Origin of the sequence: Cupriavidus pauculus (assembly GCF_002858765.1) — a bacterium.
GTDB classification, from domain to species: Bacteria; Pseudomonadota; Gammaproteobacteria; order Burkholderiales; family Burkholderiaceae; genus Cupriavidus; species Cupriavidus pauculus_B.
Window position 1 is genome coordinate 116,395 of the sequence record NZ_PJRP01000008.1, and the last position, 14,053, is coordinate 130,447.

The following is a 14,053-nucleotide window of genomic DNA, read 5'->3' on the forward strand; positions in this document are numbered from 1 at the left end:
CCGCGCGACACACGGCACGGGTGATGCATGTCACTCCGAAAATGATGGAGCTGGCGATGGCAATGACTGTTGCGGACTTTGTACTCAAGCGCCTGCGGGAATGGGGTGTCCAGCGCGTGTTCGGCTACCCCGGAGACGGCATCAACGGCTTGATGGGCGCATTTGGCCGCGCCGACAACGCGCCCGAGTTCATTCAGGCGCGCCATGAGGAGCTGGCGGCGTTCATGGCCTGCGCCCATGCCAAGTTCACCGGCGAACCGGGCGTATGCCTGGCCACGTCAGGGCCAGGCGCCATCCACCTGCTCAACGGGCTCTACGACGCCCGCATGGACCACCAGCCCGTGGTGGCCATCGTCGGCCAGCAGAAGCGCGCGGCATTGGGTGGCGACTATCAGCAGGAAGTGGATCTGACCACGCTGATGAAGGACGTGGCCCGCGACTTCGTGGCCATGGCCGTCGATCCGGCGCAGATGCGGCACCTGGTGGATCGCGCCATGCGCATCGCCATCGAACGCCGCACGGTGACGTGCATCATCATTCCCAACGACGTGCAGGACCTGCCAGCCGTGACGGAACCGCCGCGCGAGCACGGCACCATCCACACAGGCATCGGTTACACCGCTCGGGCCCAGGTTCCTCAAGAGCCGGATCTGCGCCGGGCGGCCGAGGTGCTGAACGCGGGCGGCAAGGTCGCCATGCTGGTGGGCGCGGGCGCATTGAATGCCACCGATGAAGTCATCGACGTGGCGCGCCGGCTGGGCGCCGGCGTGGCCAAGGCGCTGCTGGGCAAGGCCGCCGTGCCGGACGACCTGCCCTTTGTCACCGGCTCCATCGGGCTGCTGGGTACCAAGCCCAGCTGGGAACTGATGAATGGCTGCGATACGTTGCTGATGGTGGGATCCGCGTTCCCTTATTCGGAATTCCTGCCGCAGGAAGGCAAGGCGCGGGGCGTGCAGATCGATATCGATGGCCGCATGCTGAACCTGCGCTATCCGATGGAAATCTGCCTGGAAGGCGATAGTGCGGGCACGCTGCGCGCCCTGCTGCCGATGCTGGAGCAAAAACCGCTCGCATGGCAGCAGGAGGTGGAGCACAACGTGGCCGAGTGGTGGCAGGTGCTGGAACAGCGCGCCGCCGCCGAGGCCAACCCGATCAATCCGCAACGCGTGTTCATGGAGCTGTCCCGGCGATTGCCGGACAACTGCATCCTGACCTGCGATTCCGGGTCGGCGGCCAACTGGTATGCGCGGGACCTGAAGATCCGGCGCGGCATGATGGCATCGCTCAGCGGCGGGCTGGCCACGATGGGGCCAGCCGTGCCGTATGCCATCGCGGCGCGGTATGCGCACCCCGACCGCGCCGTGATCGCCATGGTGGGCGACGGCGCCATGCAGATGAACGGCATCAGCGCGCTCATCACGATTTCACGCGACTGGAAGCGGTGGACTAGAGGTTCGCTGACCATCATCGTGCTGAACAACGGCGACCTGAATCAGGTGACCTGGGAGCAGCGCGTGATGGAGGGCGATCCGAAATTCGCCGTGTCGCAGGACCTGCCGGCGTTCGGCTACGCTGCCTTTGCCCAGATGCTGGGGCTGCAGGGCATCCGCGTGGACCGTCCCGATGCCATCGGCCCCGCGCTGGACCAGGCGCTGGCCGCGAACGTGCCAACCCTGCTGGAGATGGTGACCGACCCCGATGTGCCGCCCCTGCCGCCGCATATCTCGGCCAAGCAGGCGCGCGCCTACATCTCGGCCATGCTGCACGGCGATACCGATGCCGGGGGCACATTGCGCGCCACGTTCCGGCAGGTCTGGGAGTCGCTGACCGCACCGTCGAAGCGCCGCACGAACCAGGACGACATGCCGTGACACCGGACGCCGCGGGATCGTCCGCGGTGCCGATCCGATCCATCGACGCCAGGGCCTACCGCATTCCGCTGCCATCCCCGGAGTCCGATGGCACGCTGACATGGGACCACACCACGCTGGTGGTGGTGCACGCCAGCGCCGGCGGCGTCACCGGCTGTGGCTATGGCTACTCAAATCCGGCCGCGGCACGACTGATCGCGCAAACGCTGGCGCCCTTGCTGATCGATGCCGATACCATGGCCACCAATGCCTGCTGGCTCACCATGCTCCGCGCCGTGCGCAACCTGGGCGTATCCGGCCTGTGTGCGCAGGCGATCTCGGCCGTCGATATCGCACTGTGGGACCTGAAAGCGCGCCTGCTTGACGTCTCGCTGATGCGGCTGCTGGGCGCCGCGCGCACGTCCGTGCCCGGCTACGCCAGCGGCGGCTTCACAAGCCTGTCGATGGACGCGCTGCGCGACACCGCGCACGCGTGGCGTGACCAGGGTTACGCGCGCGTCAAGATCAAGGTCGGCCGCCATGCCGACGATGACCCCGCACGTGTTGCCACGGTCCGCGAGGCCATCGGCGCCGACACGGCGCTGTTCGTCGATGCCAACGGCGGCTACACGGTGGCCCAGGCGCTGCGCATGGCGCAGGCCTTCGCGCGCTTCGACGTCACCTGGTTCGAGGAGCCCGTGAGTTCGGACGATGTTGCAGGCCTGCGCGAGGTGCGCGAGCACACCCCGCCGGGCATGTCGGTGGCGGCGGGCGAGTACGGCTTCACCGGCGACGACTTCCGGCGCCTGCTCGAACCCCGCAGCGTGGACGTGCTCCAGGCCGACGCCACGCGTTGCGGCATCACGGGCTGGCTGCGTGCCGCATGCCTGTGCGAGACCTTCCACGTGCCACTGTCCAGCCACTGTGCGCCCGCGCTGCACACCAGCCTGGCCTGCGCGGCGATTCCGGCCATTCACGTGGAGGTGTTCGAGGATCACGCCCATATCGAGCAGCGCTACTTCGACGGCGTGCCGGCGCTGCGGGATGGCCGGCTCTATCCGTATGGCGGGCAGCCGGGCCTTGGCCTGGTTTTCAAGGAAGAGGACGCACGATGTCATTGGGTTTCATAGCTTCGCCCCGGGCCGACGACGATGCCGCCGCGCTGGCACACGCGCTGCGCGAGACCGTCGACGCCGAAGTGCGCTTCGACGCGGGTAGCCGCGCCCTGTATGCCACCGATGCGTCCAACTACCGGCAGGTACCGATCGGGGTGGTAGTGCCACGCACGGTGCAGGCCGTGATCGATACCGTGGCACTGTGCCGCCGGCACGGGGCGCCGGTGCTGTCCCGCGGCGGCGGCACCAGCCTGTGCGGGCAGACCTGCAATGCCGCCGTGGTGCTCGATTTCTCGAAGTACCTGAATCGCATCCTGTCTATCGACCCCGAAATGAAGACGGCCCGCGTGCAGCCCGGCGTGGTGCTGGACCGGCTACGCGAAGCCGCCGAGCGCCATCACCTGACCTTCGCACCGGACCCGGCCACGCATTCGCACAACACGCTCGGGGGCATGATCGGCAACAACTCCTGCGGCCCGCATTCGGTGATGGGCGGCGAGACGATCCGCAATGTGATCGAGCTGGACATCCTGACCTACGACGGCACGCGGATGACCGTTGGCGCCACCGCGTCGCATGCGTGGGATGCCCTGGCGGCAAGAGACGACCGCATCGGCGACATCTATCGCAAGCTGCGCAGCCTGCGCGACAAGTACGCGGACGACATCCGCCAGCATATGCCGCGCATCCCGCGCCGCGTGTCGGGCTACAGCCTCGAGGCACTGCTGCCCGAGTACGAGGGCCAGGTCGCCCATGCGCTGATCGGCACCGAAGGCACCTGCGTGGTCGTGCTGGAAGCCACGCTGCGGCTGGTGGACAGCCCGCGCGCGCGATCGCTGCTGGCGCTCGGGTATCCGGACGTCTTTCACGCCGCCAACCACGTGATGGCGGTGATGGATGCCGGCCCGATCGCCGTCGAGGGCATGGACGACCGCCTGATCTCCGACATGAAGGCGCTGCGCATGCACCCGGAGGACGTGGCGCTGCTGCCACCCGGCAATGGCTGGCTGCTGGCCGAATTCGGCGGCGACGACAAGGCACAGGCCGACGCCCGCGCCCGGCATCTGATGGATGCGCTCGGCGCCGCCAGCGATCCGCCGTCGATGAAGCTGTTTGACAATCCGGCCGAAGAAAAGCTGATCTGGCGCGTGCGCGAGTCCGGGCTGGGCGCCACCGCGCATGTGCCGAACCAGAAGATCACCTGGGAAGGCTGGGAAGACTCGGCCGTGCCGCCCGTACACCTGGCCGAATACCTGCGCCGGCTGCGCGCGCTGTTCGACCAGTACGGCTATGGCTGCGCGCTGTACGGCCACTTTGGGCAAGGCTGCGTCCATACGCGGATCGACTTCGACCTGGAGACCGCGCAGGGCATCGAGACCTGGCGCCGCTTCCTGCAGGACGCCGCGCATCTGGTAGTCAGCCTGGGCGGCTCGATCTCGGGCGAGCACGGCGATGGCCAGTCGAAGGCCGACCTGCTGCCGATCATGTACCCGGAACGGATCATGCGCGCCTTCGGCGAGTTCAAGCAGGTCTGGGACCCGCTGAACCGCATGAATCCGGGCAAGGTGGTCAACCCGTACCACGTCGACCAGAACCTGCGTATCGGCACGGCATACAACCCGCCGGAGCAGCCGGTTCATTTTCACTACACCAAGGACAACGGCAGCTTTCCGCGCGCCATGCTGCGCTGCGTAGGCGTAGGCGAGTGCCGCAAGAACAACGGCGTGATGTGCCCCAGCTACATGGCCACCGGCGAGGAGCTGCACTCCACGCGCGGGCGGGCGCGCATGCTGTTCGAGATGCTCAAGGGCGAGGTGGTGCAAGACGGCTGGCGCTCCGAGGCCGTGCACAATGCGCTGGATCTCTGCCTGTCATGCAAGGGCTGCAAGGGCGAATGCCCCGTCAACGTCGACATGGCGACCTATCGGGCGGAGTTCATGGCGCACTACTACGCGCACCGGCGCCGGCCGCGCGAAGCCTACGCGTTCGGGCTGATCGACCGCTGGGCGCGCGTGGGCAGTGCCGCACCCGGCGTGGTCAACGTGCTCACCCATGCGCCATTGTTCGCGCAGGCGGCCCATCTGCTGGCCAATGTGGCCGCCGACCGCGAGATTCCGCGATTCGCCGCGCAATCGTTCCGGGCCTGGTTTGCGCGCCGGCCGCCCCACCCCGCCCGTGGCCGGCGCGTGATCCTGTGGCCGGACACGTTCACCAATGCGTTCGAGCCGGACATTGCACGCAGCGCGGTGGCGGTGCTGGAAGCCACCGGCCACGACGTGCATCTTCCGATTCGCCCGCTATGCTGCGGCCGGCCGCTCTACGAATACGGCATGCTGGACCGGGCGCGCGCCTACCTGCGGCAGGTGCTGGAAACCATGGCCGACGACATCCGCCGTGGCACGCCGGTCATCGTGCTGGAACCGGCCTGCCTGTCCGTCTTTCACGAGGAGATGGGCGAACTGCTGGGCGGCGACGAGCAGGCGATGCGGCTGCGGCAGCAGTCGTTCCTGTTGCCCGATTTCCTGTGCGACGGCCGGGCGCTGCAGGGTGTGCCGCCGTTGTCGGGCCAAGCGCTGGTGCACCCCCACTGCCATCATCGCTCGGTCTTGAAGACGATCGGCGAGGAACAGGCGCTCCACGCGCTGGGCCTGCAGTATCGCGTGCTCGACTCGGGCTGCTGCGGCATGGCCGGATCGTTCGGCTTCCTGCCGGACAAGCAGGCGGTGGCGGATGCCTGCGCACAGCGCACGCTGATTCCGGCCATCAAGGCTCGTCAGGCCCAGGCGATGGTGGTGGCCGACGGCTTCAGCTGTCGGCAGCAGATCCGCCATCACGCGGATATGGTGCCGCTGCACATCGCGGAGGTACTGGCTCGGGCGCTGGGTTGCTGACGCACGCCGACTGGCCCGCGCTCGCCCTGTGTATCACGACCACCCGCCGCCCAGGGCCCGGAACGCCGACACGGCTGCGCGGGCGTTGTCGGCGCGCACCTTGGCTTGCTGGTCGCGCGCTGCCAGCAGTTGGCGATCCTCGTCCAGCACCTCGAACAGGCTGACCGCGCCACCCTTGTAGGCGTCCTCGGACGCATTGCGGGCGCGCTCATGGGCGCCGACCTCCTTGTCCAGTTCCAGGCGCTGGGCATCGAGTTGCGTTAGCGATATCAGCGCATTCTCGACGTCCGCCGTGGCCTGCAGCATCGCCTGGCGATAGTTGGCCAGCGCCTCGGCGTGGGCGCCATTTGCGCCGGCCACCTCGGCATCGACGCGCCCGAAGTCGAACAGGCGCCAGCGCAGCCCCGCCGTGGCGGCCGGCTGAAACGCCTGCGCCGTGAACAGCTTGCTGGCGGACAGGCTCTCGAACCCCAGCAGCGCCGACAGCGACACCTTCGGGTAGTACTCGGCGGTGGCCACGCCGATGCGCGCGTTCGATGCGGCCAGGCGACGCTCGGCCGCGATCACGTCGGGGCGGCGCTGCAGCAGATTGGCCGGCCCCTGCGCCAGCGCCACCTGTGGCACGGTCAAGGCGCTCTGCGAATCGCGCAGTTCCGCTGCGTAGGTGCCCGGCTGCGCGCCCATCAGTACGTCAAGCCGGTTCAACTGCGTTTCCAGTTCGATGCGCAGCGGCGGAATCGTGACCCGTGTCTGGGCCAGTTGCGCCTCGGCCTGCGCCTGCTCGCGCTCGGCGCCGATGCCATCGGCCAGCCGCAGCCGCACCAGATCCAGCAGACGCTGATTGGTCGTGACCTGCTGCTCGGCGATGGCGATGCGGCTCTGCGCGGCCCGTACGCGGAAATAGGCATCGGCCGCCTCGGCGGCTACCAGGATGCGCACGCCCAGGTGGTTCGCTTCGGCCGCCTGCAGTTCGGCGTTGGCCGCTTCGGCGCCGCGCCGCAGGCCGCCGGCAAGGTCGATTTCCCAGGTGGCGGCCGCGCCCACCGCATACAGCGTCTGCCCGCGCGTGTAGCCCGGGAACTTGCTGCCGATCTTGCCCAGCGGGCTTTCCAGTGACTGGCGCTGCTTGCTGACATCGCCATAGGCACTGCCCTGCGGCAGCAGTTCGGCTCCGGAAAAGCTGGCGGCCGCGCGGGCCTGCTCCACGCGGGCGACGGACGCCGCCATGTCCAGGTTCTGGTCCAGCACGCGCTGGACGATGGTGGTCAGCACCGGATCGTTGAAGCCGTTCCACCAGGTGTCCAGCGACACCGGCTGCCGCGTGTCGTTGACGGGTGCCACTTCCGCCGCATGCTGGTACGCCTGCGGCGTGTCCACCGCCGGTTCGCGATAGTCGGGCCCGACTGCCGCGCAAGCCGCCAGCCCGAACATCACCGCAACCGATGCCGCCAGCGTCGCCGTCCGCTGCATCCGCCCGCCTTGTGCCTGTCTTGTCATCTCGCATTCCTTTCCATGGCATTCGTGCAAATTTAACTTGCACGATGATAGTTACTAGCCTAGACTAACTTTCATCTTGATAGCAACTTGTTTTTTCGGAAGGTGACGACGATGCAGAGAAAGTCACACAAGGAATCGGCCTGCCCCACCGCCCGCGCGGTAGAGCGGGTGGGCGACACGTGGTCGGTATTGATCCTGCGCGAGGCGTTCTATGGCGCCACCCGTTTCGACGACTTCCAGAAGCGCCTAGGCATCGCGCCCAACATGCTCACGCGGCGGCTGACCAAACTGGTGGATGAAGGCCTGCTGGCCCGCCGCCCCTACAGTGCCCACCCGCCGCGTGACGACTACGTCCTGACCGCCCGTGGCCGCGACTTCCGGCCCGTGCTGCTGATGCTGATGGACTGGGGCACGCGCCACTTCGCGGACCAGGCCGACACCGTGCAGCTGGTGGAGCGCCAGACCGGCCGCGCCGTGCGCATTGCGCTGGTGGACGCCGACACGGGCCAGCGCATCACCGAAACCGATCACTACATCGCCCCCGGTCCTGCGGCCAGCCCGGCACTGCGGGCGCGCCTGGAGCGTTCGGCCACGGCGCAGGCACAGGCCATCCCGGCCGCCCCCCCGGCCGATGTCCCGGCCGATCCCATCGACACCTCCCCTCTCGCGCCTGCCACAGGCGTTCTCTCAGTACGGAGCCTTTCATGACTAGCAGCACCACAACCGCCAATCGCGCGCCCGCCGACGCCACTCCGACCAAGGCCCGGCCCGGCAGGAAGGCCCTGCTGATCCGCACCGGCGGCGCGCTGATTGCGCTGGTTGCCGCCGGCTACGGCTACCACTGGTGGACCGATGCCCGCTTTGTGCAGGAGACCGACGACGCCTATGTGGGTGGCGACGTGACGCTGATCGCGGCCAAGGTGCCCGGCTATCTGACCGAAGTGCTGGTGACCGACAACCAGGCCGTGCACGCGGGCGACCTGCTGGCGCGCATCGACAACCGCGACTACCAGGCCGCAGTGGCCAAGGCCGAAGGCGCCGTCGCATCCGAGCAGGCCCTGATCGCCAATCTCGACGCCCGCGCCAAGCTGCAGGACGCCGTGATCGCCGAAGCCCGCGCCAACGTGGCCGCCACCGACGCGGAAACCGTGCGCGCCCGCGATGACCAGGCGCGCTATGCAAGCCTGGTGGCCAAGTCGGCAGTGTCGATCCAGAGTTCACAGAAGGCCGATGCCGATTTCAAGCAGTCGGTTGCCAACGGCCAGAAGGCGAAGGCCAGCGTCGAGGCGGCCCGGCGGCAACTCGACGTCATCGCCACGCAGCGGCAGCAGGCCGAGGCGGCGCTGGCGCAGGCCATTGCCGAACGCGACCTGGCGCGCCTGAACCTGGGCTACACGGAACTGCGCGCGCCGGTGGACGGCACGGTGGGTAACCGCCGTGCGCGCGTGGGCGCCTATGCGCCAAGCGGCGGCCAGTTGCTGTCGATCGTGCCCGCGCGGGGCCTGTGGGTCGATGCCAATTTCAAGGAGGGCCAGCTGGCCCACATGAAGCCCGGGATGCGCGCCACCATCGTGGCCGACGTGATGCCCGGCAAGGTGTTCCATGGCCGTCTGGAAAGCCTGGCCCCCGCCACGGGCGCCCAGTTCAGCGTACTGCCGCCTGAAAACGCCACCGGCAATTTCACCAAGATCGTGCAGCGCGTGCCGGTGCGCATCGTGCTGGACGATGCCGACGCACGACTCGGCCTGCTGCGCCCCGGCCTTTCGGTGGTCGCCGAGATCGATACCCATGCAGAGCCGGCGCAGGCCCCTGCGCAAGCCCACGATCCGCAGCAGGACCACGCACCGAGCCAGTCATGAATTCAGCCGTTTCCTCCAGCCCGGTGGCGCCTGCCGCAAACGCATCCGCCTCGTCCGGGCAAGTCGCGCCCCCCGCACTGCCGTCGCCGGCCGACCTGCCCATGGCCACCCGGGTGCTGGCCTTCGGCACGATGTGCGTGGGCATGTTCATCGCGCTGCTCGACATCCAGATCGTCGCGGCGTCGTTGCGCGACATCGGCGGCGGCCTGTCCGCGGGCACCGACGAGACGGTCTGGGTGCAGACCGCCTACCTGATCGCGGAGATCATCGTCATTCCGCTGTCCGGATGGTTGTCGCGCGTGATGTCCACGCGCTGGCTGTTTGCCGCGTCGGCCGCAGGCTTCACGTTGACCAGCCTGCTCTGCGGCATCGCCTGGAACATCCAGAGCATGATCGCCTTCCGCGCCGCACAGGGCTTTCTGGGTGGGTCGATGATCCCGATGGTCTTCACCACGGCGTTTGCGTTCTTTGCCGGACGCCAGCGCGTGGCGGCCGCCGCCATCATCGGCGGCCTGGCGTCGCTGGCGCCCACGCTGGGGCCTACGGTGGGCGGCTGGATCACCGACAACTTCTCGTGGCACTGGCTGTTCTTCATCAACCTCGTGCCGGGCATCTTCGTGACCATCGTGGTGCCGATGCTGGTCAAGATCGACCGTCCGGACTGGTCGCTGCTCAAGGGCGCCGACTACCTGGGCATGACGATGCTGGCGCTGTTCCTGGGCTGCCTGGAATACACGCTGGAAGAAGGGCCGCGCTGGGACTGGTTTGGCGACCAGACCATCCTGACCACGGCCTGGATCTCGGGCATCGCCGGCATCGGCTTCCTGTGGCGGTCCCTGACGTTCGCCAATCCGGTGGTAGACCTGCGCGCGCTGAAGGACCCCAACTTCGCGCTGGGCTGCTTCTTCTCGTTCGTCACGGGCATTGGCATCTTCGCCACGATCTACCTGACACCGCTGTTCCTGGGGCAGGTGCGCGGTTACAGCGCGCTGCAGACCGGTCTGGCCATCTTCTCCACGGGCCTGTTTCAGGTGATGTCCATCCCGATTTACGCGTTCCTGGCCAACCGCGTGGACCTGCGCTGGCTGCTGATGTTCGGCCTGGCCCTGTTTGCGCTGTCGATGTGGAGCTTCGCGCCGATCACCCATGACTGGGGCAGTGCCGAACTGATGCTGCCGCAGGCCATGCGTGGCATGGGGCAGCAGTTTGCCGTGGCCCCCACGGTGACGCTGACGCTGGGGGCCCTGCCACCCGCGCGGCTGAAGCTGGCGTCGGGCCTGTTCAACCTGATGCGCAACCTGGGCGGCGCCATTGGCATCGCCGCCTGCGCGACGATCCTGAACGACCGCACCAACCTGCACTTCCTGCGCCTGGCCGAACACCTCAATATCCGCAACGAAGCCATGACCGAGTTCCTGAGCCAGTCCACCGCGCGCCTGGCCACGCTGAGCAACGAGGTCGGCGACGGCAACGCGGCGGCCATCCGCCAACTGTGGACGCTGACCATGCGCGAGGCCCATACGCTGACCTATGCCGATGCGTTCATGGTGATCCTGGTGTGCTTTGTGGTGGCGATACCGCTGGTGCCGCTGATGCGCAAGGTGATGCCGCCCAAGGCACCGTCGGCCGATGCCCACTGACTCGACAGCGCAACAAGGTGACAAGGCGATGATGCGTACCGTTCTTCCCCTGCTGCTGGCGGCGCTGGCCGTCGCCAGCCCGGCATCGGCGGCCTGGGCCGCCGGCCGGCCCCCGCGCGACACGTCGGTGGGCTGCGCGCGTGCCGACAACCAGTACTGCCGGATGCCTGGGGCGCCCGGCGCGGCTGACGACAGCACGCCCGGCGCGGTGGCACGACAACCGCTACACTCAGCACCAGAACAGGAGACAGCATGACTGCTACAGCCGCTACAGCCGATACAGCCGCGCCAGACGCCACCCAGACCCATCCGAAGGTTGCCCTGGTCATTGGCGCGGGCGACGCCACCGGCGGTGCCATCGCCCGACGGTTCGCCCGGGAAGGCTATATCGCCTGCGTGACCCGACGCACCGCCGACAAGCTGCAGCCGCTGGTCGACGGCATCCGCGCCGAAGGCGGCCAGGCGTTCGGCTACAGCAGCGACGCCCGCAAGGAAGACGACGTGGCGCAGCTGTTCGCGCAGATCGAGTCCGAGCACGGCCCCATCGAGGTGCTGGTGTTCAATATCGGCGCCAACGTCCCGAGCAGCATCCTGGAAGAAACGCCGCGCAAGTACTTCAAGATCTGGGAGATGGCGTGCTTCAGCGGCTTCCTGAACGGGCAGGCCGCCGCGCGCCGGATGGTGGCGCGCGGACGCGGCACCATCCTGTTCACCGGCGCCACGGCGGCGCTGCGCGGGGCCGCGAACTTTGCGGCATTTGCCGGCGCCAAGCACGCGCTGCGTGCGCTGGCCCAGAGCATGGCGCGCGAACTGGGCCCGCGCAACATCCACGTGGCCCATGTGGTGGTCGACGGCGCCATCGACACCGCCTTTATCCGCGACACGTTCCCGGAGCGCTACGCGCTCAAGGACCAGGACGGCATCCTGGACCCCGACCACATCGCCGAGAACTACTGGTACCTGCACGCCCAGCCGCGCGACGCGTGGACGTTCGAGCTCGATCTGCGGCCGTATATGGAACGCTGGTAGGCCCCTGGCAGGCAGGCCGCTAGGCCGCCTGCCTGCCCTGGTAGACCTGCAGGTGGCAGAAGGCGGTGCGGCTCAGCGGCAGGTCGATACCCGCCTGGGCCGCACGCGCGATCAGGTCGCCGACGATTGCATCGGCTTCGATGCGCGTGGCGCCCTGGGCAATATCACGCATCATCGACGCGGCCCATGTCGACGTCTCGTCAAGCAGACGGCCGCGCACATCGGCCAGCACCCCTGCGGACAAGGCGTGTCCGCTCAGTTCCGCCACGCCGCGGCATTCGTCGATGGCCTGCTCCATCAGCGCACGTCCATCGCGCGTCCTGACGATATCGCCCACCGTGCCGCGCATCAGGCAGGTCATCAACGCGCCGGCGGCAATCATGACCCACTTGTTCCAGAGTTCCTGGTCGATGTCCGTCGACAGCGCTCGTACGCCCGGCGTGCGCGACACCAGCGCGTGGAAGCCGTCTGCCAGTGGCTGGGTGTCCTGCGTGCGGGCGCCGACAATGAGCTTGTCCACGCGCCCGGCGTGCAGGATCGAGCCATCCGGCGCAAGCGTGGTGGCGATGTACGACACGCCGCCCAGTACGTGGTCCCGGCCAAAGCGCCGGTCGAGCGTGTCGTAGGCCGACAGCCCATTGAGCAGCGGCAGCACCGCCGCACCGCCTGTCATGGCCGGGGCGATGGCGTCGATGGCCGCGTCGAGGTCGTAGGTCTTGCAGGCCAGCAGCACCAGGTCATGGCCGGAACCCACTTCATCGGCCACCACCGTGCGCACCGCGCCCTCGAAATTGCCCAGTTCGCTGCGTACGCGCAGACCGTGCCGCGCCAGCGCCTCGGCCCGTTGGGGCCGCACCAGGAAGGTGACGTCGGCGCCGGCCTCGATCAGCCGCGCGCCGTAGTATCCGCCCATGCCGCCGGCGCCCAGTACCAGTATTTTCATAGCTTGCCCTCAGGAGATGGTTTCCAGCGCGAGCGCAATGCCCTGCCCGCCGCCAATGCAAAGCGTCACGATGCCGCGCCGGATGCCGTCCGCCTGCATCGCGTACAGCAGTCGCGTGGTCAGCACCGCGCCAGTGGCGCCAATCGGATGGCCGTGCGCGATGGCGCCCCCGTCGACGTTGATGATGTCGTGCGGCAGGCCCAGTTCGGCCGCCACCGCCAGCGGCACCGCCGCAAAGGCCTCGTTGATCTCGAAGCGCTCGACGTCACCGAGCGACCATCCCGCCCGTTGCAACGCCTGGCGTACCGCGGACACCGGGCCCAGGCCGAACAGGCCAGGCTCCACCGCACCCACGCCGTATGCCACCAGCCGCGCCAGGGGCGCCACGCCACGGCGCTCGGCGAAAGCGCGATCCGCCACCAGGACGGCGGCGGCACCGCTGTTGATGCCTGGGGCGTTGCCAGCGGTAATGGTGCCGTCGGGACGGAATGCCGGCTTCAGGCGGGACAGCCCTTCCAACGTGGTGTCGCGGCGCGCCGCCTCGTCGACGTTGAACGCCACGGTGCCCTGGCGGGTCTTCAGCGGCACGTCGACGATCTGGCCGGCAAAGCGGCCATTCGCCTGCGCCTGGGCAAAGCGTGACTGCGAACGTTCCGCCCAGCGGTCCTGCGCGTCACGACTGAGTGCGTAGCGCGCGGCAAGGTCTTCGGTGTGCCAGCCGGAATGCTGGCCCGAGAATGCGTCCTGCAGCCCATCGAGCAGCATGCTGTCGTGCAGCGTGGCGTCGCCCATGCGGGTGCCCCAGCGGCCGGTCGGCATCAGGTAGGGCGCGCGATCCATGTTCTCCATGCCGCCCGCCACTGCCAGGTCCATGTAGCCGAGGCGGATCTCGTCCGCCGCCGTGGCAATGGCCTGAGCGCCGGAACCGCATACCCGGTTGACCGTCATCGCCGGCACCGACACCGGCAGGCCGCCACCCAGGGCGGCTTGCCGGGCCGGATTCATGCGATTGCCGGCCTGCACCACGTTGCCGAACACGACACCGCCCACTTCGGCGGCGTCGATGCCGGCACGGCGCAGCGACTCACGAATCACTGCCGCGCCAAGCTCGGTGGCCGGGGTGGCCTTGAGCGATCCGTTGAAAGCCCCGATCGCCGTCCGTACCGGGTGACACAACACGACTTCCCTTGCACTCATCGCCATCTCCATGCAGTTACTTGCATAACGAT

General features: G+C 68.3%; 11 protein-coding genes. 8 read left to right on the plus strand and 3 right to left on the minus strand.

The genetic code is table 11. The features are described 5' to 3' along the window. Positions 1-56: 56 nt before the first annotated feature. The 3 genes from CYJ10_RS17860 to CYJ10_RS17870 are packed head-to-tail and all read left to right on the plus strand — an operon-like array spanning position 57 to position 5,856. The gene (locus tag CYJ10_RS17860) at positions 57-1,871 is read left to right on the plus strand and encodes a thiamine pyrophosphate-requiring protein (protein ID WP_101682961.1); all 1,815 of its coding nucleotides are present in this window, start codon (positions 57-59) and stop codon (positions 1,869-1,871) included. After that, positions 1,868-2,980, plus strand: a complete 1,113-nt coding sequence (locus tag CYJ10_RS17865) for an enolase C-terminal domain-like protein (RefSeq protein ID WP_101682818.1) — start codon at positions 1,868-1,870, stop codon at positions 2,978-2,980. The genes CYJ10_RS17860 and CYJ10_RS17865 overlap by 4 nt, the downstream gene beginning before the upstream one ends. Beyond that, positions 2,962-5,856: an FAD-binding and (Fe-S)-binding domain-containing protein gene (locus tag CYJ10_RS17870; RefSeq protein WP_101682819.1), complete on the plus strand. Its 2,895-nt coding sequence runs from the start codon at positions 2,962-2,964 to the stop codon at positions 5,854-5,856. Before CYJ10_RS17865 ends, CYJ10_RS17870 begins: the two co-directional genes overlap by 19 nt. Positions 5,857-5,889: 33 nt before the next feature. Here the strand turns inward: CYJ10_RS17870 and CYJ10_RS17875 are convergent, their stop codons facing one another. After that, complete coding sequence (locus CYJ10_RS17875) at positions 5,890-7,353, minus strand: efflux transporter outer membrane subunit (RefSeq protein WP_101682820.1); 1,464 nt, start codon at positions 7,351-7,353, stop codon at positions 5,890-5,892. A gap of 111 nt (positions 7,354-7,464) precedes the next feature. On the opposite strand from CYJ10_RS17875, the gene CYJ10_RS17880 reads away from it, so the two are divergent. The 5 genes from CYJ10_RS17880 to CYJ10_RS17895 all read left to right on the plus strand — a co-directional run bounded on the left by CYJ10_RS17880 (position 7,465) and on the right by CYJ10_RS17895 (position 11,881). Next, positions 7,465-8,061, plus strand: coding sequence for a winged helix-turn-helix transcriptional regulator (locus tag CYJ10_RS17880; protein WP_101682962.1), 597 nt, complete (start codon positions 7,465-7,467; stop codon positions 8,059-8,061). Beyond that, positions 8,058-9,212 (plus strand): HlyD family secretion protein, encoded by a 1,155-nt coding sequence (locus CYJ10_RS17885; protein ID WP_101682821.1) that lies wholly within the window; start codon positions 8,058-8,060, stop codon positions 9,210-9,212. The genes CYJ10_RS17880 and CYJ10_RS17885 overlap by 4 nt, the downstream gene beginning before the upstream one ends. Positions 9,213-9,313: 101 nt before the next feature. Further along, a complete protein-coding gene (locus tag CYJ10_RS17890; protein WP_257993414.1) occupies positions 9,314-10,852 on the plus strand; it encodes a DHA2 family efflux MFS transporter permease subunit in 1,539 nt (512 codons plus the stop codon). A gap of 28 nt (positions 10,853-10,880) precedes the next feature. After that, complete coding sequence (locus CYJ10_RS33815; protein WP_146002072.1) at positions 10,881-11,108, plus strand: hypothetical protein; 228 nt, start codon at positions 10,881-10,883, stop codon at positions 11,106-11,108. Further along, complete coding sequence (locus CYJ10_RS17895) at positions 11,105-11,881, plus strand: SDR family oxidoreductase (protein WP_101682823.1); 777 nt, start codon at positions 11,105-11,107, stop codon at positions 11,879-11,881. The genes CYJ10_RS33815 and CYJ10_RS17895 overlap by 4 nt, the downstream gene beginning before the upstream one ends. A 19-nt stretch (positions 11,882-11,900) precedes the next feature. Here CYJ10_RS17895 and CYJ10_RS17900 read toward each other — a convergent pair whose 3' ends face one another. Both CYJ10_RS17900 and CYJ10_RS17905 read right to left on the minus strand, forming a co-directional pair. Continuing rightward, complete coding sequence (locus tag CYJ10_RS17900; protein WP_101682824.1) at positions 11,901-12,824, minus strand: 2-dehydropantoate 2-reductase; 924 nt, start codon at positions 12,822-12,824, stop codon at positions 11,901-11,903. Positions 12,825-12,833: 9 nt separating this feature from the next. Then, entirely contained in the window at positions 12,834-14,021 is a 1,188-nt protein-coding gene (locus CYJ10_RS17905) for a thiolase family protein (protein WP_101682825.1), read from the minus strand. Positions 14,022-14,053 lie beyond the last annotated feature (32 nt).

Coding starts and splice junctions, on each gene's coding strand:
- CYJ10_RS17860 (WP_101682961.1), top strand. CDS start 57: ATGGCAATGACTGTTGCGGACTTTGTACTCAAGCGCCTGCGGGAATGG.
- CYJ10_RS17885 (WP_101682821.1), top strand. CDS start 8,058: ATGACTAGCAGCACCACAACCGCCAATCGCGCGCCCGCCGACGCCACT.
- CYJ10_RS17900 (WP_101682824.1), bottom strand. CDS start 12,824: ATGAAAATACTGGTACTGGGCGCCGGCGGCATGGGCGGATACTACGGC.
- CYJ10_RS17905 (WP_101682825.1), bottom strand. CDS start 14,021: ATGAGTGCAAGGGAAGTCGTGTTGTGTCACCCGGTACGGACGGCGATC.
- CYJ10_RS17890 (WP_257993414.1), top strand. CDS start 9,314: ATGGCCACCCGGGTGCTGGCCTTCGGCACGATGTGCGTGGGCATGTTC.
- CYJ10_RS33815 (WP_146002072.1), top strand. CDS start 10,881: ATGATGCGTACCGTTCTTCCCCTGCTGCTGGCGGCGCTGGCCGTCGCC.
- CYJ10_RS17870 (WP_101682819.1), top strand. CDS start 2,962: ATGTCATTGGGTTTCATAGCTTCGCCCCGGGCCGACGACGATGCCGCC.
- CYJ10_RS17880 (WP_101682962.1), top strand. CDS start 7,465: ATGCAGAGAAAGTCACACAAGGAATCGGCCTGCCCCACCGCCCGCGCG.
- CYJ10_RS17875 (WP_101682820.1), bottom strand. CDS start 7,353: ATGACAAGACAGGCACAAGGCGGGCGGATGCAGCGGACGGCGACGCTG.
- CYJ10_RS17895 (WP_101682823.1), top strand. CDS start 11,105: ATGACTGCTACAGCCGCTACAGCCGATACAGCCGCGCCAGACGCCACC.